Below are 23,667 nucleotides of genomic sequence, written 5' to 3'. Positions count from 1 at the left end.
TGAAGTGTGACCTTCATGGCACTCCCAATCGGGAGTCAAGAGCAAACGGATTGCTTTGGTTGCTGTGTTGCTGATCTACGATCCAACCAGTTCAGGCTCTGCCTTAGGGCAGTTTTTGTTGTTCTCGGCCTGGTTGCGGGGCAAGCCCCAAATGCAACGCCTCTCCAAAAGAATCAGTTAGCTGCGCCTCCGCCGTGTTGTTTTTATTGTGCGTGAGTCGATTCGTCTTATTTTTATTGTCTTGTACAAAGCTTGTTATTGTTTTTGTACTAAGCATATAGCAGGGTGCGTGCCAACTTTTGTGCCGACCAGCAAAAACGGGGGGTTGAGGGGTTTTTGGCTGTTTGGCGGCGAAAAAAAAGCCGGGGCTTCGTTACCGTAAGCCCCGGCTTTTGTTACGCGAAATATCCGCGGTAACAGTTTTTTCACATCGGCGGGTGTTACCTGTGGGGGCGCACCCTCAACTCTCGCTGGCCACTCCGGTCTTGCGTCGTGGAATGCCCAAGCGCTGGCGCCGTTCCCACAGGCACTTGCGGCTCACGCCCAGCTTGCGCGCCAGTTCGGTCTCGGTCATGTGGTCCTGGTGCTCCAGGACGAAATGCTGGAAGTAGTCTTCCAGTGACAAATCTTCCGTCGGTTCATGGCTGGTATTCCCGGCGGCGCCCTGTTGCGGGGCCAGGCCGAGGAAATCGTCGTCGTCCAGGTCGCTGAGTTCTATATCGATACCCAGCATTTCGGCGGAAATTTCCGGGCTCTCCGACAGAATCACCGCACGCTCGACCGCATTCTCCAACTCCCGCACGTTACCCGGCCACGAGTAGTGCCGAATCGCCTGCTCGGCGTCCGCCGCGAACCGCAGGTCGGTACGGTTGATGCGTGCGCTCTGGCGCAACAGGAACGCGTTGGCGATCTCGTTGACGTCGGCGCCCCGTTCACGCAGGGCCGGTAGCTTGAGCGCGATGACATGCAGGCGGTAGTACAAGTCTTCGCGGAACTGGCCAATCTTGGCCAGGCTCTTCAAATCACGGTGAGTGGCCGCGATCAGGCGCACATCAACCTTCTGCGATTGCACCGAACCCACCCGGCGGATTTCCCCTTCCTGCAGCACGCGCAGCAGACGCGCCTGGGCTTCCAGGGGCAACTCGCCGATTTCGTCGAGGAACAGCGTGCCGCCGTCCGCCGCTTCCACCAGGCCCGCGCGCCCGGCGCTGGCACCGGTAAACGCGCCTTTCTCGTGGCCGAACAATTCGGATTCGATCAGGGATTCAGGAATTGCCGCGCAGTTCACCGAGATCATCGGTGCCTTGGCGCGCTTGGACAGGTTGTGCAGGGCGCGGGCCACCAGTTCCTTACCGGTCCCCGATTCGCCTTGGATCAGCACATTCGAGTCCGTCGGCGCGACTTTGCGGATCTTGCTGTACAGGTCCTGCATCGGTGGGCAGGAACCGATGATGCCGATCTCGCCATTGCTGTTGTCGATGCCCGGCTTGTCGGCGCCGTTGGCAGCCTTGCCGGCGGTGCGCTGTTCGGTGGGAGCGCTGCTGGCCGACTGGCGGTCGCGCAGGATGCGGGCCACGGCCTGGAGCATCTCATCGTGGTCGAACGGCTTGGCGATGTAGTCCACCGCGCCCATCTTCATCGAGTCCACTGCCGAGCGCAGGCTGGCGTAGCTGGTCATGATCAGCACCGGGGTGCCCTGGCCGAGCTTGATCAACTCGGTGCCCGGCGCGCCCGGCAGGCGCAGGTCGCTGACAATCAGGTCGAACGTGGGAATGCTGAATCGCTCTTGGGCTTCCTGCACCGAGCCGGCTTCGCTGACCTGGTACTGATTACGTTCAAGCAGGCGACGCAAGGCAGAGCGGATAATGGTTTCGTCTTCGACGATCAAAATGTGCGGCATTGATTCAATTCTCTCGACGGTCTCAGTTCACAGCGGACGTCGCTTCGACATGACGCGGCAAGGTCACCCGAATACGGGTGCCGCGTTGGCTTTCTGTGTCAGCCGGGCTGTCGATGGTGATTTGTCCATAATGCTCTTCAACGATGGAATAGACCAGTGCAAGGCCCAGACCGGTGCCTTCACCGGGGTCCTTGGTGGTGAAGAAGGGTTCGAACAAGCGGTCCTTGATGTTCTGTGGAATGCCGCTGCCTTCGTCCTCCACGATCAAGTCGACCGTGTGCTCGAATGCCTCGCTCTTGACGCGTACCGCACTGCCGGCCGGGGAGGCGTCACGGGCGTTCGACAACAGGTTGATCAGCACCTGCGCCAAGCGCTGGGAGTCTCCGTCGACCCAGTGGTCCGGATCGCACAGATTGAAGAACTGTACTTCGAAATTGCGCCGGTTCAAGGCCAGCAGCCCAATGGCATCCTGTGCGACTTCGGCCAGGCACACCGCTTCGTCGTGGTTCTGATGGGCGCCGGCGTGGGCGAAGCTCATCAGCGACTGCACGATGCGCGACACGCGCTTGGTCTGTTCGAGGATCTGCCCACTGATCTCGGTGATTTCGCCGTCTTCCTCGCGCTCTTCGCGCAGGTTCTGCGCGAGGCAGGCAATACCGGTGATCGGGTTGCCGATTTCATGGGCCACGCCGGCCGCCAGGCGACCGATACTCGCCAGGCGTTCGGAATGCACCAGCTTGTCTTCGAGCATCTGGGTTTCAGTCAGGTCTTCCACCAGCAACACCAGGCCGCTGTTACCGGGGGCCAGGGGCTCGTCGATCGCCGCCTTGTGCAGGTTGAGCCAGCGGGTCTGGCCATCGAGGGCCAGGTGCTGCTTGTGCAAGTGTTCGTCGGGCAGGTTGATAAAGCCTTGCAGCAGTTCCTTCCACGGGTCGCCCAGGGTATTGAGGCGCGAGCCCACGACCCGTTGCGCGGCGATCCCGGTGAGTTCCTCCATGGCTTTGTTCCACATCAGAATCTCTTGGTCCTTGGCCAGGGAACAGACCCCCATCGGCAGTTCCTGCAGGGTCTGGCGATGGTAACGGCGCAAGGCATCGAGTTCGGCGGCGAGGCCGGTGAGGCGTGAGTGGTAATCCTCCAGCCGGCTTTCGATGAAATGGATGTCCTCAGTGACGTAGTTTTCACCGCTCGCCTTGTAAGGCAGGAACGTTTCCACCATGTCCTGTGACACGCTGGGGCCCATCAGCCCGGACAGGTTGGCTTCGATTCGGTCGCGCAGGCGGCGCAGCGCGTAGGGCCTGCGCTCGTCGAACGGCAGATAGAGATCGCGCAACGCCTGTTCGACTTCCTTTTGCGCGGCCTTGGCGCCCAGGGGTTTGGCCAGTTGCGTGGCGAACTCCTGGGGCGAGGCGGCATGCAGCTCGCGGCGTTGCGGACGGCGCACGTTGTCCACCGCGCAGGCTTCGGCGGCGCTGGTTTCTTCCGGGCTGGCGTTGGTGAACAGCGAGATCAGGGTGAACATCAGCACGTTGGCGGCCAACGAGGCAATCGCCGCCATGTGCCAACTGGTGTCGTCGAGCACGTAGATCATGTTCAGCAGCGGGATGTAGAAACCCTGCAGATTGCCGACCAGCGGCAGCAGCATGGTGATCATCCACACCAGAATCCCCGCGAGCAGCCCGGCGATAAAACCACGCCGATTGGCCGTCGGCCAGTACAGCACCGACAACACCCCCGGCAGGAACTGCAAGGTGGCGACAAACGCGACGATCCCCAGGTTGGCCAGGTCTTGCCCGGCGCCCAGCAGCAGGTAGAAACCGTAGCCGGCCATGATGATCGCGACGATCAGCGCGCGGCGGGTCCATTTCAGCCAGCGGTAGATATTACCTTCGGCCGGCGGCTGGTACAGCGGCAGCACCAGGTGATTGAGCGCCATGCCCGAGAGGGCCAGCGTCGTGACGATGATCAAACCGCTGGCCGCTGACAAACCGCCAACATAGGCCAGCAGCGCCAGGGCCTTGCTGTTGGCGGCAATGCCGACACCGAGGGTGAAGTATTCGGGGTTGGTGGTGGCGCCCAACTTGAGGCCGGCCCAGAGGATCAGCGGCACCGCCAGGCTCATCAACAGCAGGAACAGCGGCAAGCCCCAACTGGCGCTGACCAGCGAGCGCGGGTTGAGGTTCTCGGTGAACGTCATGTGGTACATGTGCGGCATCACGATGGCCGAGGCGAAGAACACCAGCAGCAGCGTGCGCCACGGGCCTTCCTGCAGCGGGGTGTGCAGCGCGGCGAGGGCGGTCTGGTTTTGCAGCAGCCACAACTCCAGCTGTTGCGGGCCGTCGAACACGCCGTAGAGCGCATAGAGCCCGACGCCACCGATAGCGATCAGCTTGATCACCGACTCGAAAGCAATCGCAAAGACCAGGCCTTCGTGTTTCTCGCGGGTGGCGATGTGGCGCGAACCGAAGAAAATCGTGAACAGGCTGATCAGCGCGCAGAAGGCCAGGGCGACGCGATATTGCACCGGCTCACGGGTCAGGATGCTGATGGAGTCGGCCACCGCCTGGATCTGCAGGGCCAGCAAGGGCAGCACACCGATCAGCATGAAAATCGTGGTCAACGCGCCGGCCCAGGTGCTGCGAAAGCGAAAGGCGAACAGGTCGGCCAGGGACGACAGCTGATAGGTCCGGGTGATCTTCAGGATCGGGTACAGCAGCACTGGCGCCAGCAAAAAGGCCCCGGACACCCCGAGGTAACTGGACAGAAAGCCATACCCGTACTGATAGGCCAGACCCACCGTGCCATAAAACGCCCAGGCGCTGGCGTACACGCCCAAGGACAAGGTGTAGGTCAACGGATGGCGAATGATCGCCCGCGGAATCATTCCGCGCTCACTGATCCAGGCGACGCCGAACAACGCGGCCAGGTAGGCGGCGCTGATCAGCAGCATCTGGGTGAGGCTAAAGCTCATCGGCATCTTTTTGGCTCTGCAGGATGAAAGTCACGACGATCAGGATCAGCCACAGCAGATAGGGGCGATACCAGGCGCCTGTGGCGTCGATCCACCAATCCATGATGGCGGGGGAAAACAGGTAGATCCCGACGACCAGCAGCAGGACCAAGCGATAGATGTACATGTTGGCCTCTGATCGAATAATTGCGGCGATGGTAACGGATGCCTGGCCGGCTGCAAGCGCCTTCAGCGCAACTGTGTTTCGGCCAGCGTGAGTGTGCGCGGGATCAGCCGCGCATCCCAGTGTGCAATGCCCCAATCCAGCAGTTCCCGTGGGCTGGCGTGAAGCAGCTCGTCGCCGGGTTGCTGGCCGAGGGCGCGCAAGGCTCTCAACAGCAAAGGCGTGGCCTGGTCCATGGTCAAGGGCGGGGAACGATAGGATTTGCCCAACTTGTTACCGTCCGGCTGGATGATCAGCGGCACGTGCAGGTAGCGCGGTTGGCGCAGCCCCAATAATTCTTGCAGGTACAACTGGCGTGGCGTGGAGTCGAGCAGGTCGGCGCCGCGGACGATGTCGGTAACACCTTGCCAGGCGTCATCCAGCACTACGGCCAGTTGGTAGGCGTAGAGGCCATCGCGGCGGCGGATGACGAAATCGCCTACATCGCGGCCCAGGTGTTGTCGGAACTCGCCCTGTACGCGGTCGGTAAAGTGGTATTCCAACTCCGGAACGCGAAGGCGGATGGCTGCATCGTGCTGGTCGTGACCGGCATTACGGCACAAACCTGGGTAAATCCCGTGGTAGGGCTCCAGTTGTTTACGCGAGCAGGTGCAGGCATAGGCCAAGCCGTGGTTGAACAGGTCGTTCAGCACCTTGGCGTAGGCGTCGTGCCGATCGCTTTGTCGGACCCGTTCACCGTCCCACTCAAAACCGTAGCTTTCCAGGGCGTGCAGGATTGCCGCCTGGGCGCCGGGTTCTTCGCGTGGAGGGTCGAGGTCTTCCATACGCATCAACCAGCGGCCATGGTTGGCGCGGGCGTCGAGGTAGGAGGCGAGGGCGGCGACCAGCGAGCCGAAGTGCAGATGGCCGCTGGGCGTGGGGGCGAAACGCCCGATATAGGGAGAGGCTGTCATGGGCCGGATACTACTGGAAAATCGCTGAACGCCAGAAACAAAAATGGGGCGTTTGTACGCCCCATTCGTTCAGTTCGGCAGGGATTACTTGCCGACCTGTTTTTCCTTTATTTCTGCCAGATTCTTGCAGTCCACGCACATATCGGCGGTCGGACGTGCTTCCAGGCGGCGAATACCGATTTCGATGCCGCAGGATTCGCACCAGCCGTATTCTTCGTCTTTGATCAACTGCAGCGTCTTGTCGATCTTCTTGATCAGCTTGCGCTCGCGATCACGGGCGCGCAGTTCAAGGGCGAACTCTTCTTCCTGGCTCGCACGGTCGGCCGGATCAGGAAAATTGGCAGCTTCGTCCTTCATATGGTCAACGGTACGGTCGACCTCCTGCATCAAGTCCTGTTTCCACTTGTTAAGGATCTTGGTGAAGTGCTCGCGCATGGGCTCGCCCATGTACTCCTCACCTTTCTTCTCGACGTAAGGTTCGAAGCCGCTGAGGCCTGGGGATTGCTGTTGCTTTGCTTGGGTGGACATGAATAGACCGCCTCTCACTCTTCTAATCCATTGCGCAGGATTGCAACGTCACCGACACCTGCCGGCCCTGCGGCTGCAAGCGGGCGAACTTACCAGATAGATTCAGGGCGCGCCACTCCCGGTTGTCGAGGCCCATCACGCAGAGGTTGCAAATGGCAGCAGCCCGCTGTGGCTGGGTATGAATCGCCTCGAAGGTTAATTTTAGTCGTTTTGCAAGCGCTTGCCGGGCTCATCTTGGATGGCTGAGCAGGCAATAGAGCATGTTTTACCGCGAGGGTTCGGTAGAATCGCTATTTTTGTCCTCACCGTTAAGGAAGGCTAATGGCTCAGCCCTACAGTGCGCGCAGTCGCGCCATCGAACCTTTTCATGTCATGGCGTTGCTGGCGCGAGCCAATGAACTGCAGGCGGCAGGCCATGATGTGATCCATCTGGAAATCGGTGAACCGGATTTCACCACCGCCGAACCGATCATCCAGGCCGGCCAGGCCGCGCTGGCCAATGGCAAGACCCGCTATACCGCAGCTCGCGGCCTGCCGGAACTGCGCCATGCCATCAGCGGTTTCTACCAGCAACGCTACGGCCTGAGCGTGGACCCCGAGCGCATCCTGATCACCCCGGGCGGCTCCGGCGCGTTGCTGTTGGCCAGCAGCCTGCTGGTGGACCCCGGTAAACACTGGCTGTTGGCCGACCCGGGTTACCCGTGTAACCGGCACTTCCTGCGCCTGGTGGAGGGCGCGGCGCAGTTGGTGCCCGTCGGCCCGGACGTGCGTTATCAATTGACCGCCGACCTGGTGGCCAAGCACTGGAACCAGGACAGCGTCGGCGCGCTGGTCGCGTCGCCAGCCAACCCGACCGGCACCATCCTTACGAGGGACGAACTGGCCGGGTTGTCGAGCGCAATCAAGGCGCGTAACGGCCATCTGGTGGTGGACGAGATCTACCACGGGCTCACTTATGGCACCGACGCTGCCAGCGTGCTGGAAGTCGACGATGACGCGTTTGTCCTAAATAGTTTTTCGAAGTATTTCGGCATGACCGGCTGGCGCCTGGGTTGGCTGGTGGCGCCGCCCGATGCGGTCGGTGAACTGGAGAAGCTGGCGCAAAACCTCTACATCAGCGCTCCCAGCATGGCGCAGTACGCAGCGCTGGCCTGCTTTACCGCGCAAACCCTGAGTATTCTGGAAGAGCGTCGCGCCGAGTTCGGTCGTCGTCGTGATTTCCTGCTGCCGGCCCTGCGCGAGTTGGGCTTCGGTATTGCCGTCGAACCGGAAGGCGCGTTCTATTTGTACGCCGATATCAGCGCGTTCGGCGGTGATGCCTTCGCGTTCTGCCGTCATTTCCTTGAGATCGAGCATGTGGCGTTCACCCCAGGGCTGGATTTCGGTCGCTATCAAGCCGGTCACCATGTGCGCTTTGCCTACACGCAAAACCTTGATCGGCTACAAGAGGCGGTGGAGCGTATCGCCCGCGGCCTGCGCAGCTGGCAGGGCTGATGCGCTTTCATCCTCCCCTCGAAGAGGCGCGGCTGATTCGCCGCTACAAGCGTTTTCTCACCGATATCGAAACCGTTACCGGCGAGTTCTTGACCATTCACTGCCCCAATACCGGTTCGATGCTCAATTGCATGGTCGAGGGCGGGCAGGTCTGGTTCAGTCGCTCTGCTGACCCCAAGCGCAAGTTGCCCGGCACCTGGGAAATTGCCGAGACGCCTCAAGGCCGCCTCGCGTGCGTCAATACGGCGCGTGCCAACCAACTGGTTGAGGAAGCGTTGCATGCCGGGGTCATCACCGAGCTCAACGGCTTTAGCGCATTGAAGCGTGAAGTGCCTTACGGCCAAGAGAAAAGCCGCATTGATTTTCGCCTGGATTACCCCGAGGGGGCGGCCTATGTCGAAGTCAAAAGCGTGACCCTGGGGTTTGATGGCACCTCGATTGCGGCGTTCCCGGACGCCGTGACCCTGCGCGGTGCCAAGCATCTGCGCGAGCTGGCACACCTGGCCCGTGATGGCGTGCGGGCGGTGCAGTTGTATTGCGTCAACCTCTCGGGGATTGACGCGGTGCGCCCTGCGGTGGAAATCGACGCGGCCTACGCCGCAGCTCTGCGCGAGGCCAAAGCCGCTGGCGTGGAGGTGTTGGCGTATGGCGTGCGCGTCACGGCCGAGGAAATTTACGTCGAGCGTCGCTTGGACGTGCTGCTCGGCGACTAGAGTTCCACCCACAGGCCCTGTTCGTCTTCACGGCCGCGCAGGGCGGTGAGGCTTTGACCCGCGCAGGGGCCGGCGATGCACTCGCCGCTCTCGATCAGGAACAGTGCGCCGTGGGTGGCGCATTGGATCAGGCTGGCGCTGGCGTCGAGGAACTGATCGGGCTGCCATTCCAGCGGGACGCCGCGATGGGGGCAGCGATTGAGATAGAAGTAGGCAGTGCCGTCGCGGCGGACAGCCAACAGTTTGCGCCCGTCGATATCAAAACCACGGCTGCTGTCTGGGGCGAGGGTGTCAGAGGGGCAGAGAAACTTCATTCCAATCCTTAAGTGCCTTGATGTTGAAATGCAAACATTTATCAAATGCAGGCTTCGCCCGTTAGCTGACTGGGCGCTCAGTACGATGCCCAGCAAGGGGCATCTGTCACATCCATGAGTGTTTCAGCGGCCCCGTCCTTGGAAGGAAACCCGGTTATGCTCCTGAGTGCCAGCGCTATTGCGCTTGTTGTCGGAATGATGCTCAACCACGCGGCGCACGCCTCGCAACTGCCGCAGCGCTGGGTGAGTGCCGGTGGGGCGTTACCGAGCATCGGCTATCTGCGGCAGTTGTCGGCCGGCGTCGATCCGTCCCAGGTCATACCGGCCCCATGAGTACGCTGGTGAAGCCCCGAACGCTGTTTATCGGCCTGACGCTGTTGTGTGTCCTGGCGATCTGGCTTTCATTGGCGCTGGGGCCGGTCAGCTTGCCGTTGCTGGATACGCTCAGGGCGGCTTTGCGCTTGATGGGCGTGCCGATCGGGGCCAGCGGCCTGGAGCAGGCAGAGCTGATTCTCGGGCAGATCCGTTTGCCGCGGACCTTGCTGGGGCTGGCGGTGGGCGGCGTATTGGCATTGTCGGGCGTGGCGATGCAGGGGTTGTTCCGCAACCCGCTGGCGGATCCGGGGTTGGTCGGCGTGTCCAGTGGTGCGGCACTCGGTGCGGCTTTCGCTATTGTCGGTGGTTCGTTTTTGGGCGGGTTGCCGGAGGTGTTCGGCCCGTATCTGTTGTCGTTGTGCGCGTTTCTCGGAGGGTTGGGGGTTACGGCGCTGGTCTATCGACTGGGCCGGCGCAACGGCCAGACCCATGTCGCCACCATGCTGCTCGCCGGCATCGCCATCACGGCGCTCGCCAGTTCGGCGGTGGGCCTGTTTACCTACTTGGCTGATGACGCCACCCTGCGCACGCTGACTTTCTGGAACCTGGGCAGCCTCAATGGCGCCAGCTATTCGCGCCTCTGGCCGTTGCTGCTGGTGAGCGCCAGCGTGGCGTTGTGGCTGCCGCGCCGGGCGAAGGCATTGAATGCACTGTTGCTCGGCGAATCCGAGGCCGGTCATCTCGGGGTTGATGTTGAGCGGCTCAAGCGCGAATTGGTGTTCTGCACTGCGCTTGGCGTAGGTGCGGCGGTAGCGGCGGCGGGGATGATCGGCTTTGTCGGCCTGGTGGTTCCGCACCTTGTTCGGTTGCTGGCGGGGCCGGATCACCGCGTGCTGTTACCCGCCTCGGTGTTGGCGGGGGCGAGCTTGCTGCTGTTGGCGGATCTGGTCGCGCGCCTGGCCTTGGCGCCAGCGGAGTTGCCGATCGGTATTGTCACCGCGTTGATTGGCGCGCCATTTTTTCTTTACCTGTTGTTGCGAGGGCGCGCCTGATGCTGCGAGTGGAGGGGCTGAAGATCCGTCGCGGTCGCAAAACCGTACTGGCGGAGGTCACTTTGGAGCTGTTGCCTGGCCAGGTGCTTGGCGTGCTGGGCCCGAATGGCGCGGGCAAGAGTACTTTGCTCGGCGCGTTGTGCGGGGAGCTGCATCCGGATCAAGGCACGGTGTGGCTGGATCAGCACGAGCTGAAGGATTGGAGCGGGTCGCAACGCGCCCAACGCCTGGCTGTGTTGCCGCAGGCCTCAACCCTGGATTTCGCCTTTCGTGTCGAGGAGGTGGTCGGCATGGGCCGCTTGCCTCATCAGACCGGGCGGGTGCGTGATGACGAGATTATCGATGCCGCGTTGCGGGCTGCGGATGTCGCGCACTTGAGCGGTCGCAGTTACCTGGCATTGTCGGGCGGCGAGCGTCAGCGTGTTCACCTGGCGCGGGTGCTGGCGCAGTTATGGCCCGGGCAGGCGGGGCAGACGTTGCTGCTGGATGAGCCGACCTCGATGCTTGACCCTTTGCATCAGCACACGACCTTGCAGGCGATCCGCACCTTTGCTGACCGAGGAGCAGCGGTGCTGGTGATCCTCCATGACCTGAACCTGGCGGCGCGTTACTGCGACCGGATTCTGTTGCTGGACGAGGGCCGGCCCCATGCGCTGGATACCCCGGCACAGGTTCTGCGACCTGAGCCGCTTAAAGCGGTATTCGGGCTGGATGTACTGGTGCAGCCGCATCCGGAGCGCGGGCATCCATTGATCATTGCTCGCTGAGGCTTTTTATAGGCAAAAAAAGACCCGGCAAGAGCCGGGTCAAATAACCGTGATTAGCCTGATGAGGAGATAATCTGAGAGTCCGAACCAATGGTCTTTCAGTTATCGGCTGATCTCGCGACCAGTTGCGATAATCATAACGATTCTCATTTAAGAGTCAAGATTTGTTTTCGCGAGCCCTTCTGCTTTTCTCAAGTGCTCGTTCGCAATGCCACTGAGCGTTGGGTGGGATCGCCGATCTAATTCTTCTGGCGCGCCGAGATCGCCTCTAATTGGCGGTTCAGCGCTTCCTTGCGTTCGGCAGGAATGTCGTTCCAATGCACATCCATCAACGCCCCTTCGATTGCATACAGCAAGACTTTCGATGCACGGAAGCCGCGAGTGCGCACGGCTCGATAAGCATCGACCGCCCCCAGGCGACGCAGGTCTGACGCACTGTGGATGCCCACCGCGTGCAGCCATTGCGCCGAGGTCTTGCCAAGGTTTCTCAGGTGTTGCAGCTCATCGTTCATCGAGCCTCCTTGCGACGGCCGAATGGTGCGGTGGGTGTCGTGACCAGGCAAGCCTGAAAAGGAGTGTAGCGCTCAGTAGGAAAAGCGTAGTTCTTTGCTCAGGAACGGCGCAAATGCTTATAAGAATGGTGCGAGCGTTTTATGCCGGGCAGGCAGGAAGTCCCCGGTCCGTGTTGCACGTAACCGGGGCTTGGGGGGGAGCGTATTACTTGGTGCGGTAGCGCAGGCGCGTGCCGAAATTGACCGACATGAGGATCTCGTCGGCCGTCAGTTCTGGCGGGAAGTAGGTGCCCGAAATCTGCGCGTGGGCCAGGCTCGCGCCTTCCAATGAGCACTCGCGCAAGTCCAGCCCGCGCAAATCGGCAGAACGGAAATACGCGTCGGTGAAATCCACGCCGCTGGCATTCAGATCGCGCAGATCCAGCCCTCGGAAGTCGCCACCACGCATGTCGATGACGCCGTCTGTGGGGCGTTCCTGGTTGAAACCGCGAATATCGTCTTTGTGCAGGAGCGAATAGAGCGGGGTATCAAGAAGCTTTGGATGACTCATGATAGCGACACCTGTTGGACTTATGGCGCCATTATAGTGCCACTATTGTTTGGCCGCTCGCCTAAGATGGCGACGCGACCAAGAAGTTTTTCTTACAGACCTGGCAGGCGTTGGCGAATTTGCGCAACCAGTGCATCGAGGGTTCCGCTTTGATTGGTCTCGACGCGCTTGCTCAGCAGCAGCTCTTCGGCCGTCAGGGGGTCGCGATGGGCTTGCTGTTCTTCAATAACCGTCAGTGTAGCGTCGGACGGGTCGTTATGGTCTGCCTGACGTTGTGCCAGCCAGTTGGCAATAACGGCCTGCGGCGCGTTGCAGTCCAGGATCAGGAAGGGCGCGCCCGTCGCTTCGGCCACTTTGGCGGCGGCATCGCGTTGTGCGCGCTTCAAGAAGGTCGCATCGAGTACCACCGGGAAGCCGGCGCGTAGCACGGTCTCGGCGATTTCGTTCAGGCGTGCGTAGGTTTTTGCGCTGGCGTCGGCAGCATAGATGCCGGCCTGTGGCGTGTTTTCCACCTGTTGCTCACCAAACAGGCGCTTGCGCTCCACGTCCGAACGCAGGCGAACGGCACCCAAGGCTTCCACCAGGCGCATGGCCACATGGCTTTTGCCCACCGCCGAAACGCCGTGGGTAATCGCCAGAAAGCGCGAAGGAATAGTGCTGTAGCTTTCCGCCAGGTTGGCGTAGTTGCGGTATTGGCGCAGGGTGGTGGCGCGTTGCACCGGGCTCGCTTCGCTGGGCATGCTGAACAGCGAGACTTTGGCCCGTACCAGCGCGCGGTAGGCTTTATAGAAGTTCAGCAGTTCCAGGCCCTGGTAGTCGCCGGTCAGTTCGAGGTATTGGCTGATGAAGCGGCGAGCCAGGGATTTGAGGCCGCGGTCTTCCAGGTCCATGGCCAGGAAGCCGGTGTCGGCGTACACGTCGGTGAAGCGAAACGGTTCGTTGAACTCGATGCAGTCGAAGATCACCACGTGGCCATCAATCAAGGTGGCATTGCCTAGGTGGATGTCGCCGTGGCACTCGCGGGTGAAACCATCGAGCTTGCGCTGTGCCAGCAGCGGCTTGAGGCGTTCGAAGCTGCTTTCGGCCCAGGCTTGCAGGGCTTCGAGTTGCTGCAGGTCAGCCTTGTCGCTGAGGAACGGGCGGATCTGATCGAAATTCTGGCGTACCGGTGTCATCACCTCGTCCGGGGTGCCGGCCGGGTGCTCTTGCGGCACTTTCGGTGCGGTGAGGTGGAAGTGCGCGATCTGTTTGGCCATCTCGTCGATGTGCGCGCTGGTCAGCTCACCGTTGGCTTGCAAGGTGCTGAGCAACTGGCTTTGCGGGAATTGACGCATTTTCAGGGCGTATTCGATGACCGGACCGTCGCCGCCCAGTTGCGGGGCTTCGGCCGTGCCGGTGATCGGCAACACTTCAAGATACAAATCTTCGGTCAGCCGCTGGTTGAGGCGCAGCTCTTCGTTGCAGAAATGCCCCCGATCTTCCAGCTTGGTGAAGTCCAGAAAGCCGAAGTTCATCGGCTTTTTCAGTTTATAGGCGTAGGGGCCGGTCAGTATGACCCAGGAAATATGGGTCTCAATGACTTGGAATGCTTCAACCGGATGGGGGTATAAAGCCTGGTTCTGCAGGGCTGCGATCAGGGACTGGCTCACGGGCGATCCTTCAAAGTCTGGGGGAAATCATGGCGGGCATTATGGCTGCTGATGCCTGCCATGCAAACCGCTGTCCGGCGCATGTTGATCGTCAATAAAGTGCGTATAATCCGCCGCCATGACTCGAACCCGATCTCCCCGTTCCCGTAAAAAACCTCCTTCCCGCGGCCTGCGCCCGTGGCTGGGCTGGGCGCTCAAGCTCAGCCTGGTGGGCTTTGTGGTGCTCGCCGGCTTTGCGGTGTACCTCGACGCAGTGGTCCAGGAAAAATTCTCCGGTAAGCGCTGGACCATTCCAGCCAAGGTGTACGCCCGCCCGCTGGAACTGTTCACCGGCCAGAAGCTGAGCAAGGATGACTTCCTTACCGAACTCGACGCCTTGGGCTACCGCCGCGAACCCGTGAGCAATGGCCCCGGCGCTGCCGCCGTCAGCGGCAATACCGTGGACCTGAACACCCGTGGCTTCCAGTTCTATGAAGGCCTGGAAAAAGCCCAGCCGGTGCGCGTGCGCTTCTCCGGCGACTACGTGGCCGAGCTGTCGTCGCTGAACGGCTCGAAGCTGCCCGTGGTGCGCCTGGAACCGTTGATGATCGGCGGGATTTACCCGAAAAACCTGGAAGATCGCATCCTGATCAAGCTCGATCAGGTGCCGCCGTACCTGCTCGAAACCCTGGTCGCCGTGGAAGACCGCGATTTCTACAGCCACTGGGGCGTGTCGCCGAAGTCCATCGCCCGTGCGATTTGGGTCAACACCTCCGGCGGCAAAATGACCCAGGGCGGCAGTACGCTGACCCAGCAGTTGGTGAAGAACTTCTACCTCACCAACGAGCGCAGCCTGACCCGTAAACTCACCGAAGCCATGATGGCGATGCTGCTGGAGTTGCATTACAGCAAGCAAGAAATCCTTGAGGCTTACCTCAACGAGGTGTTCGTCGGCCAGGACGGCCAGCGCGCGGTCCACGGTTTCGGTCTGGCCAGCCAGTTCTTCTTCGGCCAGCCGCTGTCCGAGCTGAAGTTGCATCAGGTCGCGTTGCTGGTGGGCATGGTCAAGGGGCCGTCTTACTACAACCCACGGCGCAACCCTGAACGGGCGCTTGAGCGGCGTAATCTGGTGCTCGATGTGTTGGAGCAGCAGGGCGTCGCCACGGCTGAACAGGTTGCCGCTGCGAAGAAAATGCCACTGAGTGTCACCACTCGCGGCAAGCTGGCGGACAGCTCCTTCCCAGGCTTTATCGACCTGGTCAAACGCCAGTTGCGTGAAGACTACCGCGACGAAGACTTGACCGAGGAAGGCCTGCGGATCTTCACCAGTTTCGACCCGATCCTGCAGATGAAAGCCGAAGCGTCGGTCAACGACACCTTCAAGCGTCTGGCGGGGCGTAAGGGTTCCGACGAAGTTGAAGCGGCCATGGTGGTGACCAACCCGGAAACCGGTGAGGTCCAGGCCATGATCGGCAGTCGCCAGGCCAGTTTTGCCGGCTTCAACCGCGCGCTGGATGCGGTGCGGCCGATCGGGTCGCTGGTCAAGCCGGCGGTGTACCTGACAGCGTTGGAAAAACCGAGCAAATACACCCTGACGAGCTGGCTGTCGGATGACCCGCTGTCGGTCAAAGGTGCCGACGGCCAGGTGTGGACGCCGCAGAACTTTGATCGTCGTTCCCACGGTACGGTGTTCCTGTACCAGGGGCTGGCGCATTCCTACAACATCTCGACCTCGCGCCTGGGGCTTGACGTGGGTGTGCCGAACGTCCTCAAAACGCTGGCACGCCTGGGCATCACCCGTGAATTCCCGGCCTTTCCGTCGATCCTTCTGGGCGCCGGTGCAATGACGCCGATGGAAGTAGCGACCATGTACCAGACCCTCGCCAACGGTGGTTTCAACACGCCGATGCGCGGGATTCGCAGCGTGCTGACGGCCGAAGGCGAGCCGCTCAAGCGCTATCCGTTCCAGATTCAGCAGCGCTTCGATGCGGGCTCCATCTACCTGATCCAGAACGCCATGCAGCGCGTGATGCGCGAAGGCACCGGCAGCTCTGTGTACAAGGTCCTGCCCTCCAACCTGACGCTGGCGGGCAAGACCGGCACCAGTAACGATTCGCGTGACAGCTGGTTCGCAGGGTTCGGTCAGGATGTGCTGGCCGTGGTCTGGCTGGGGCGTGATGACAACGGCAAGACGCCGTTCACCGGGGCGACCGGTGCATTGCAGGTCTGGACCAGTTTTATGCGCAAGGCTGATCCGCTGCCGCTGAGCATGCCGCAGCCGGACAACATCGTGCTGGCCTGGATTGATCCGCACACCGGCCAGGGCTCCGATGCCAACTGTCCGGGCTCGGTGCAGATGCCGTATATTCGCGGCAGCGAACCACCACCCGGTGCCGCATGCGGCGGCAGTGCCCCTGCGAGCGCGGAATCGGTGATGGATTGGGTCAAGGGCTGGATGAATTAAGCAAAGAGGGTTTCAAGTGAACAAGTGGTGGATTCCAGCTATTACAGCTCTGGCTTTGCTCGGCGGTTGCTCCAGCGTTCAGCGCGGCTCCATTCCCGTGGTGGACTCGAGCACGGCCGTCTCCAATAGCGATCGGATCTCGGCCAATGGCGGTTTCCGCCAGACCGTGACCAAGCGTCCTACCCAGGCCGCGACCCGTGCCGTGCCGCAGGATTCGGGTGTGGTGGTGATGGTGCCTGGCGGCGGTGCCGCGACATCGGCGCCAATCAGCGCCGAGCCGTGGACGCCTGGGCCAAGCACGTCGGGGCCGATTGACTCCGCGCCGGTCCAGGCGGCACCGATCAATCAGAACACTTACACCATGCCGTCGACGCCAAGCGGCATTCCGTCGTCCTCCAGCGCGGGCGGCCTGTCGGCTGACGAGCAATTGGACGGCCCGGTACTGGCCTTGCTCACCACTGCCCAGCAACAGCAGGCCGGTGGCGACTTGAACGGTGCGTCGTCGAGCCTCGAGCGCGCCCAGCGCGTTGCGCCACGCGAACCGCAGGTGCTGTATCGCCTGGCTCAGGTGCGCATGGCCCAGGGCGATGCGCCGCAAGCCGAACAGTTCGCCCGGCGTGGCCTGACCCTGGCCAACGGCCGTCCTGATTTGCAGGCCAGCCTGTGGGCCTTGATCGGCGATGCGCGTGCCGCACAAGGTGACGCCGCCGGCGCCGCCCAGGCTCGGCAAAAAGCCAAGGTCAGCCTCTGATGGATGTACGTTTTCCAGCGATTGCCGAACAGCTGTTGCTGATTGAGCGCGAATTGCGCCTGCAGGGCTGGTGGGACGAGGAGTCCCCCAGCGCCGAGGCGCTCAGCAGTGTCGAGCCCTTTTCGGTCGACACCCTGGACTTCCATCAGTGGCTGCAGTGGATCTTCCTCATGCGCATGAAGCAGATCCTCGAACAGGATCTGCCACTGCCGAATGCTTCCGGGATCATGGAGATGGCCGAGATGGTCTACGCCTCCCGGCCGCTGGAAAGCCTGGGTTTGCGCAATGCGCTGAAAAAGTTCGACCAATTGATCGTCGACGCTCGTTAATTGCCTGGCTGCCGGTTTTTCCGGCAGTCTTGCGCACATTTCTACCGCTTGACGACATTCAGGCGAGTTTTATCCCTCCTCAAAGCCCTTTCTTCTGCGTTCTCATGCGCTTAGTTGGAAAAAAGCGCAATTATTGCTTGACTTGAAGGGCCTGAAACAGAAGAATCCAAAGTCCGCTGTATCGGGACTGCCAGAAGCAGGCCCACTCAGCAGATCATGAGGCGCACATCCGCGCCGACCTGTTACACCCGCAACGCGTTACCTCGCGCTGGGTGGGAAGAGCCCGCAACACTTGGGACGATCCCAATACTTGCTCAGTCAGTGCTGACGTAGTCGGCGACCACCGTCGCTCATGCTCTGTTGAGAAGTAAACCTATTAAGACCCGTCGGTTTTTAACGGACGGTATTCTGGCGTTTTAGAGGTGAACAACGTGGAGCTTTTATCTGGCGGTGAGATGCTCGTCCGCTTTTTGCGTGACGAAGGCGTTGACTATATCTACGGGTACCCGGGTGGTGCTCTGCTGCATGTCTATGACGCACTGTTCAAGGAACCGGCTGTTACCCACATCCTGGTTCGCCACGAACAGGCTGCAACCCATATGGCTGACGGTTATGCCCGTGCCACCGGTAAAGCCGGCGTGGTACTGGTAACCTCCGGCCCAGGCGCAACCAATGCCATTACCGGCATCGCGACTGCTTATATGGACTCCATCCCGATGGTGATCATTTCTGGCCAGGTGGCTAGCACCATGGTCGGTACCGATGCATTCCAGGAAACCGACATGATCGGTATCTCCCGGCCGATCGTGAAACACAGTTTCATGATCAAGCATGCCTCGGAAATCCCGGAAGTCATGAAAAAGGCGTTCTACCTCGCACAGTCCGGTCGCCCGGGCCCTGTGGTGGTCGATATCCCGAAAGACATGACCAACCCGGCTGAGAAATTCGAATACGTCTTCCCGAAGAAAGCCAAGCTGCGTTCCTACAGCCCGGCCGTTCGTGGGCACTCGGGGCAGATCCGCAAGGCGGCAGAAATGCTCCTGGCGGCCAAGCGTCCCGTGCTGTACTCGGGCGGTGGCGTGATTCTGGGCGGCGGTTCCGCACCGTTGACCGAACTGGCCAAGTTGCTCAACCTGCCGGTGACCAACACCCTGATGGGCCTCGGCGCATTCCCGGGGACGGACCGTCAGTTCGTCGGCATGCTCGGCATGCACGGCAGCTACACCGCCAACCTGGCCATGCACCACGCCGATGTGATCCTGGCCGTGGGCGCTCGGTTCGATGACCGGGTGATCAATGGCGCGAGCAAGTTCTGCCCGAATGCCAAGATCATCCATATCGACATCGATCCGGCGTCCATTTCCAAGACCATCAAGGCCGACGTGCCGATCGTAGGTCCGGTGGAAAGCGTGTTGACCGAAATGGTCGCTGCGCTGAAGGAAATCGGCGAGACGCCGAACAAAGAATCCGTCGCCAGTTGGTGGAAGCAGATCGACGAATGGCGCGGCGACCGTGGCCTGTTCCCTTATGACAAGGGCGACGGCAGCATCATCAAGCCACAAACCGTGATCGAGACCCTGTGCGAAGTGACCAAGGGCGACGCCTTTGTGACCTCCGACGTGGGCCAGCACCAGATGTTCGCCGCGCAGTACTACAAGTTCGACAAGCCTAACCGTTGGATCAACTCCGGTGGCCTGGGCACGATGGGCTTTGGTTTCCCTGCCGCGATGGGTGTGAAACTGAGCTTCCCGGACAGCGACGTTGCATGCGTGACCGGCGAAGGCAGCATCCAGATGAACATCCAGGAACTGTCGACGTGCCTGCAGTACGGCCTTCCGGTGAAGATCGTGTGCCTGAACAACGGCGTGTTGGGCATGGTTCGTCAATGGCAGGACATGAGCTACGGTAGTCGTCACTCCCATTCCTACATGGAATCGCTGCCGGACTTCGTCAAATTGGTCGAGGCTTACGGCCACGTCGGTATTCGCATCAACGATCTGAAAGATCTGAAGCCGAAGATGGAAGAAGCGTTCGCCATGAAGGACCGCCTGGTGTTCATCGATATTAAGGTGGATACCAGCGAGCACGTCTACCCGATGCAGATCAAAGACGGCTCTATGCGTGACATGTGGCTGAACAAGACGGAGCGTACCTAATCATGCGGCACATAATCTCCCTGCTTCTGGAGAACGAACCCGGCGCCCTGTCTCGTGTTGTCGGCTTGTTTTCGCAACGCAACTACAACATCGAAAGCCTGACCGTGGCGCCGACCGAAGACCCGACTCTGTCGCGTCTGACGTTGACCACCGTGGGCCACGATGAGGTGATCGAGCAGATCACCAAAAACCTCAACAAGCTGATCGAAGTGGTCAAGCTGGTCGACCTGTCGGAAAGTGCCCACATCGAGCGCGAGCTGATGCTGGTTAAAGTCAAGGCCACGGGTGCCCAACGTGCCGAGATCAAGCGTACTACCGACATCTATCGCGGGCAGATCGTCGATGTGAGCGCCAGCGTTTATACCGTGCAATTGACCGGTACAAGCGACAAGCTGGACAGCTTCATCCAGTCGATCGGGACGGCCTCGATTCTGGAAACCGTACGCAGTGGTGTCACCGGGATTGCCCGTGGCGACAAAGTACTCAGCATCTAACCCAAATTAGTGAATGGCCTTAAGGCCTGGATATATAGAGGAACCTCATGAAAGTTTATTACGAAAAAGATTGTGACCTGTCGATCATCCAGGGCAAGAAAGTCGCCATCATCGGCTACGGCTCCCAAGGCCACGCGCAAGCTTGCAACCTGAAAGATTCCGGCGTTGACGTGACTGTTGGCCTGCGCAAAGGCTCGGCCACTGTTGCCAAGGCTGAAGCCCACGGCCTGAAAGTGACTGACGTGGCTTCCGCTGTTGCCGCTGCCGACCTGGTCATGATCCTGACCCCGGATGAGTTCCAGTCCGCGCTGTACAAGAACGAAATCGAGCCGAACATCAAGAAGGGCGCCACCCTGGCCTTCTCCCACGGCTTCGCGATTCACTACAACCAAGTCGTGCCACGCGCTGACCTCGACGTGATCATGATCGCGCCGAAGGCTCCGGGCCACACCGTGCGTTCCGAGTTCGTCAAAGGCGGCGGTATCCCTGACCTGATCGCGATCTACCAAGACGCATCGGGCAACGCCAAGAACGTTGCGCTGTCCTACGCTGCTGGCGTCGGTGGCGGTCGTACCGGCATCATCGAAACCACCTTCAAGGACGAGACCGAAACCGACCTGTTCGGCGAACAAGCCGTTCTGTGTGGCGGTACCGTTGAGCTGGTCAAAGCCGGTTTCGAAACCCTGGTTGAAGCCGGCTATGCGCCGGAAATGGCCTACTTCGAATGCCTGCACGAACTGAAGCTGATCGTGGACCTCATGTACGAAGGCGGTATCGCCAACATGAACTACTCGATCTCCAACAACGCCGAATACGGCGAGTACGTGACTGGCCCGGAAGTGATCAACGCCGAGTCCCGTCAGGCCATGCGCAACGCCCTGAAACGCATTCAGGACGGCGAATACGCCAAAATGTTCATCAGCGAAGGTGCTACCGGCTACCCTTCGATGACCGCCAAGCGTCGTAACAACGCCGCTCACGGTATCGAAATCATCGGCGAGCAACTGCGTTCCATGATGCCGTGGATCGGTGCCAACAAGATCGTCGACAAAGCCAAAAACTAAGTCGGATGCATCAACAGAAAACGCGGCTTAGGCCGCGTTTTTTCGTTTGGGTGGCTGGTTCTGGTATAAAGCTGCATCGTTTGCGGGCGAACACTCGCCGCAAGTATCTGTCGTTTTTTTCACACCGTTGCAAGGTAAAGTCCATGAGCGAACGTCCCGAAGAGCCAAACCAGGCTTCTGACGCCGATAGCCTGCTACCGATCGATGAACATGTCGAAGAAGGGCACGATGCGGAAGGCCGCAAGGTCCGGCATCGTGGTATCTATCTCCTGCCCAATCTGTTCACTACGGCGAACCTGTTTGCCGGGTTCTACTCCATCATCAATTCCATGAGCGCCCAGAGCGCGCTGGCGGCAGGTGATGCGGTGAGTGCCAGCAAATACTTCGGTTTTGCGGCGATCGCGATCTTCGTGGCCATGGTGCTCGACGGCCTCGATGGTCGTGTGGCGCGCATGACCAACACTCAAAGCGCCTTCGGTGCCGAGTATGACTCGCTGTCGGACATGGTTGCCTTTGGTGTCGCGCCTGCATTGCTGGCGTTTGCCTGGGCCTTGGGTGATATGGGCAAGGTCGGCTGGATGGTGGCCTTCATCTATGTCGCGGGCGCCGCATTGCGCTTGGCACGCTTCAATACCCAGGTGGGGACCGCCGACAAGCGTTACTTCATTGGCCTGGCCAGCCCTGCTGCGGCGGGCGTGGTGGCGGGTATCGTCTGGGCGTTCAGTGACTACGGCATCCAGGGGTCGAAGATGTCGTTCTTGGTGGCCTTGATGGTTGCCGCCGCCGGCATGCTGATGGTCAGTAACATCAAGTACAACAGCTTCAAGGAGCTCGACCTCAAGGGGCGCGTGCCTTTCGTGGCTATCCTTGTGGTGGTGCTGGTGTTCGCCGTGGTCTTCAGTGATCCGCCGCGTATTCTGCTGCTGGCGTTCCTGGTCTATGCCGCTTCCGGGCCGATTCAGTATCTGCTGCAACTGCGTCGGGACAAAACGTTGCCTTAATGTAATTTCCCCCATACTCCGCAGTCTATTGGTGCATCAGTTCTCCAATGCTGCGGAGTTGCCATGTTAATCAAATTGCCCAAAGCGTCCGATTGTCATGAATCGGACGTCACCCCCGAATCCTTCTACTTGTCTCGCCGTAGCTTACTCGGTGGTGCGCTGGCCGGTGTTGCCGCCAGCAGCTTGCCGCGTTGGGCCAGTGCGGACGATGCCGCGCGGTATGCGGATGTCGAGCCAGGCAAGGCGCCAGGCTGGTTTGCCGAAAAACTGCCGGGGACGAAATGGCAGGCGGTAACCGTCAAGGACGAAGCCATCACCCCGTTCAAAGACGCGACCCACTACAACAACTTCTATGAGTTCGGCACGGACAAGGGCGACCCGGCGGCGAATGCGGGTTCACTCAAGACCGAACCTTGGAGTGTGGTGATCGATGGTGAGGTCGCAAAACCAGGGCGTTATGCTCTGGAAGACTTCATGAAGCCCTATCAATTGGAAGAGCGAATCTATCGCCTGCGCTGTGTGGAGGCGTGGTCGATGGTTATTCCATGGATGGGCTTTCCCATCTCGGCGTTGCTCAAACAGGTTGAACCGACCTCCAAAGCCAAGTACATCCGCTTCGAAACACTCCAGGACCCCAAAAGCATGCCGGGCCAGCGCTCAAGTTTCGGCTTGATCGACTGGCCCTATGTAGAAGGGCTGCGTCTGGATGAGGCGATGAACCCTTTGGCGATTCTGGCCGTGGGGATGTATGGGCGGGAGTTGCCTAACCAGAATGGCGCGCCGCTGCGGTTGGTGGTGCCATGGAAGTATGGCTTCAAGAGCGTGAAGTCCATCGTGCGTATCAGTCTTGTGAGTGAGCAGCCGAAAACCACGTGGCAGAGCATTGCGGCGAATGAGTATGGGTTTTATGCGAATGTGAACCCTACGGTCGATCACCCCCGTTGGACGCAGGCGCGTGAGCGGCGCTTGCCGAGCGGTCTGTTCAGCCCGAATGTGCGTGAGACGCAGATGTTCAACGGGTACTCGGATGAAGTGGCGGCTCTGTATACCGGCCTCGATCTGCGGAAGAACTACTGATGCGCTTCCCTCTCTGGCGCATCGGCGTGTTTATCGCCTCGGCGGCGTGGCCGTTGCTCTGGCTGTATGAGGCATGGCGTTCTGCATTGGGGCCGGACCCAGGCAAGGTGCTGGTCGATCGCTTGGGCTTGGGCACGTTGATCCTGCTGCTGATTACCCTGGCGATGACACCGCTGCAGAAGTTGAGCGGTTGGGCAGGGTGGATTGCGGTGCGGCGGCAACTGGGGTTGTGGTGCTTTGCTTATGTGGTGCTGCACCTGGCTGCGTATTGTGTGTTTGTGCTGGGGCTGGATTGGTCGCAACTGGGGGTGGAGCTGCGTAAGCGGCCCTACATTATTGTGGGTACGCTGGGTTTCCTGTCGTTGTTAGTGCTGGCGCTGACGTCAAATCGCTACAGCCAGCGTCGGTTGGGCAGCCGTTGGAAGAAGTTGCATCGACTGGTATATGGCGTGCTTGGTCTTGGCTTGCTGC

General features: G+C 60.5%; 22 protein-coding genes and 1 pseudogene (1 of these 23 running past the window's edge). 14 read left to right on the top strand and 9 right to left on the bottom strand.

Going from position 1 to position 23,667, the window contains the following annotated elements:
* Positions 1-460 precede the first annotated feature (460 nt).
* The 5 genes from P3S72_RS25995 to dksA form a co-directional block, all read right to left on the bottom strand.
* Positions 461-1,900 carry a sigma-54 dependent transcriptional regulator gene (locus P3S72_RS25995; RefSeq protein ID WP_276194917.1) on the bottom strand — a complete coding sequence of 480 codons (1,440 nt, stop codon included), beginning with the start codon at positions 1,898-1,900 and terminating at the stop codon, positions 461-463.
* Between the two features lie 22 nt (positions 1,901-1,922).
* Positions 1,923-4,877 carry a sensor histidine kinase gene (locus P3S72_RS25990; RefSeq protein WP_276194916.1) on the bottom strand — a complete coding sequence of 985 codons (2,955 nt, stop codon included), beginning with the start codon at positions 4,875-4,877 and terminating at the stop codon, positions 1,923-1,925.
* On the bottom strand, positions 4,861-5,037 hold the full coding sequence (locus P3S72_RS25985; protein ID WP_003176118.1) for a hypothetical protein: 177 nt from the start codon (positions 5,035-5,037) through the stop codon (positions 4,861-4,863). The genes P3S72_RS25990 and P3S72_RS25985 overlap by 17 nt, the downstream gene beginning before the upstream one ends.
* A gap of 62 nt (positions 5,038-5,099) precedes the next feature.
* Positions 5,100-5,987, bottom strand: coding sequence for a tRNA glutamyl-Q(34) synthetase GluQRS (gene gluQRS / locus P3S72_RS25980; protein WP_276194915.1), 888 nt, complete (start codon positions 5,985-5,987; stop codon positions 5,100-5,102).
* A gap of 84 nt (positions 5,988-6,071) precedes the next feature.
* Positions 6,072-6,515, bottom strand: coding sequence for an RNA polymerase-binding protein DksA (gene dksA, locus P3S72_RS25975; protein WP_247399809.1), 444 nt, complete (start codon positions 6,513-6,515; stop codon positions 6,072-6,074).
* A 321-nt stretch (positions 6,516-6,836) separates the two neighbouring features.
* On the opposite strand from dksA, the gene P3S72_RS25970 reads away from it, so the two are divergent.
* A complete protein-coding gene (locus tag P3S72_RS25970; RefSeq protein WP_276194914.1) occupies positions 6,837-8,009 on the top strand; it encodes a pyridoxal phosphate-dependent aminotransferase in 1,173 nt (390 codons plus the stop codon).
* Entirely contained in the window at positions 8,009-8,722 is a 714-nt protein-coding gene (sfsA, locus tag P3S72_RS25965) for a DNA/RNA nuclease SfsA (RefSeq protein WP_276194913.1), read from the top strand. Before P3S72_RS25970 ends, sfsA begins: the two co-directional genes overlap by 1 nt.
* On the opposite strand, the gene P3S72_RS25960 is transcribed toward sfsA, so the two are convergent.
* A complete protein-coding gene (locus P3S72_RS25960) occupies positions 8,719-9,036 on the bottom strand; it encodes a Rieske (2Fe-2S) protein (RefSeq protein ID WP_276194912.1) in 318 nt (105 codons plus the stop codon). The genes sfsA and P3S72_RS25960 overlap by 4 nt on opposite strands.
* Positions 9,037-9,192: 156 nt before the next feature.
* Between P3S72_RS25960 and P3S72_RS25955 the strand changes: the two are divergent.
* From P3S72_RS25955 to P3S72_RS25945, 3 genes and pseudogenes are all read left to right on the top strand, one after another.
* A pseudogene (locus tag P3S72_RS25955) lies at positions 9,193-9,352 on the top strand (hemin ABC transporter substrate-binding protein); the annotation flags it as partial.
* 13 nt (positions 9,353-9,365) lie between these two features.
* Positions 9,366-10,403 carry an iron chelate uptake ABC transporter family permease subunit gene (locus tag P3S72_RS25950; protein WP_276194911.1) on the top strand — a complete coding sequence of 346 codons (1,038 nt, stop codon included), beginning with the start codon at positions 9,366-9,368 and terminating at the stop codon, positions 10,401-10,403.
* The gene (locus P3S72_RS25945; protein WP_276194910.1) at positions 10,403-11,170 is read left to right on the top strand and encodes a heme ABC transporter ATP-binding protein; all 768 of its coding nucleotides are present in this window, start codon (positions 10,403-10,405) and stop codon (positions 11,168-11,170) included. Before P3S72_RS25950 ends, P3S72_RS25945 begins: the two co-directional genes overlap by 1 nt.
* A gap of 239 nt (positions 11,171-11,409) precedes the next feature.
* Here the strand turns inward: P3S72_RS25945 and P3S72_RS25940 are convergent, their stop codons facing one another.
* From P3S72_RS25940 to P3S72_RS25930, 3 genes are all read right to left on the bottom strand, one after another.
* Positions 11,410-11,682, bottom strand: coding sequence for a TfoX/Sxy family protein (locus P3S72_RS25940; RefSeq protein ID WP_247402305.1), 273 nt, complete (start codon positions 11,680-11,682; stop codon positions 11,410-11,412).
* A gap of 205 nt (positions 11,683-11,887) precedes the next feature.
* A complete protein-coding gene (locus P3S72_RS25935) occupies positions 11,888-12,232 on the bottom strand; it encodes a pentapeptide repeat-containing protein (protein WP_247402307.1) in 345 nt (114 codons plus the stop codon).
* Between the two features lie 92 nt (positions 12,233-12,324).
* Positions 12,325-13,881 (bottom strand): bifunctional aminoglycoside phosphotransferase/ATP-binding protein, encoded by a 1,557-nt coding sequence (locus P3S72_RS25930; RefSeq protein ID WP_276194908.1) that lies wholly within the window; start codon positions 13,879-13,881, stop codon positions 12,325-12,327.
* A gap of 118 nt (positions 13,882-13,999) precedes the next feature.
* Here P3S72_RS25930 and mrcB point away from each other — a divergent pair, with 118 nt between their 5' ends.
* The 9 genes from mrcB to msrQ form a co-directional block, all read left to right on the top strand.
* Positions 14,000-16,324, top strand: coding sequence for a penicillin-binding protein 1B (mrcB, locus tag P3S72_RS25925; RefSeq protein ID WP_276194906.1), 2,325 nt, complete (start codon positions 14,000-14,002; stop codon positions 16,322-16,324).
* Between the two features lie 16 nt (positions 16,325-16,340).
* Positions 16,341-17,075, top strand: coding sequence for a hypothetical protein (locus P3S72_RS25920; protein ID WP_276194905.1), 735 nt, complete (start codon positions 16,341-16,343; stop codon positions 17,073-17,075).
* Entirely contained in the window at positions 17,075-17,404 is a 330-nt protein-coding gene (locus P3S72_RS25915) for a YqcC family protein (protein WP_247405521.1), read from the top strand. The genes P3S72_RS25920 and P3S72_RS25915 overlap by 1 nt, the downstream gene beginning before the upstream one ends.
* A gap of 431 nt (positions 17,405-17,835) precedes the next feature.
* Positions 17,836-19,560, top strand: a complete 1,725-nt coding sequence (locus P3S72_RS25910; protein WP_276194904.1) for an acetolactate synthase 3 large subunit — start codon at positions 17,836-17,838, stop codon at positions 19,558-19,560.
* Positions 19,561-19,562: 2 nt separating this feature from the next.
* Positions 19,563-20,054: an acetolactate synthase small subunit gene (gene ilvN, locus P3S72_RS25905; RefSeq protein WP_003176102.1), complete on the top strand. Its 492-nt coding sequence runs from the start codon at positions 19,563-19,565 to the stop codon at positions 20,052-20,054.
* Positions 20,055-20,101: 47 nt separating this feature from the next.
* Complete coding sequence (ilvC, locus tag P3S72_RS25900; RefSeq protein WP_007948647.1) at positions 20,102-21,118, top strand: ketol-acid reductoisomerase; 1,017 nt, start codon at positions 20,102-20,104, stop codon at positions 21,116-21,118.
* A 143-nt stretch (positions 21,119-21,261) separates the two neighbouring features.
* On the top strand, positions 21,262-22,119 hold the full coding sequence (gene pssA / locus P3S72_RS25895) for a CDP-diacylglycerol--serine O-phosphatidyltransferase (protein ID WP_247405517.1): 858 nt from the start codon (positions 21,262-21,264) through the stop codon (positions 22,117-22,119).
* Between the two features lie 63 nt (positions 22,120-22,182).
* A complete protein-coding gene (gene msrP, locus P3S72_RS25890; RefSeq protein ID WP_017847455.1) occupies positions 22,183-23,196 on the top strand; it encodes a protein-methionine-sulfoxide reductase catalytic subunit MsrP in 1,014 nt (337 codons plus the stop codon).
* A protein-coding gene (msrQ, locus tag P3S72_RS25885; protein ID WP_276194891.1) for a protein-methionine-sulfoxide reductase heme-binding subunit MsrQ crosses the window boundary here: on the top strand, positions 23,196-23,667 show its 5' portion. 149 nt of this gene lie beyond the right edge of the window; 472 of the gene's 621 nt are visible here — the first part of the coding sequence; its start codon is at positions 23,196-23,198; its stop codon lies beyond the right edge, outside the window. The genes msrP and msrQ overlap by 1 nt, the downstream gene beginning before the upstream one ends.

The sequence above is a fragment of the Pseudomonas sp. D3 genome (assembly GCF_029320995.1).
Taxonomy (GTDB): domain Bacteria; phylum Pseudomonadota; class Gammaproteobacteria; order Pseudomonadales; family Pseudomonadaceae; genus Aquipseudomonas; species Aquipseudomonas paraveronii.
This window is presented reverse-complemented; position numbering and strand designations above follow the sequence as displayed.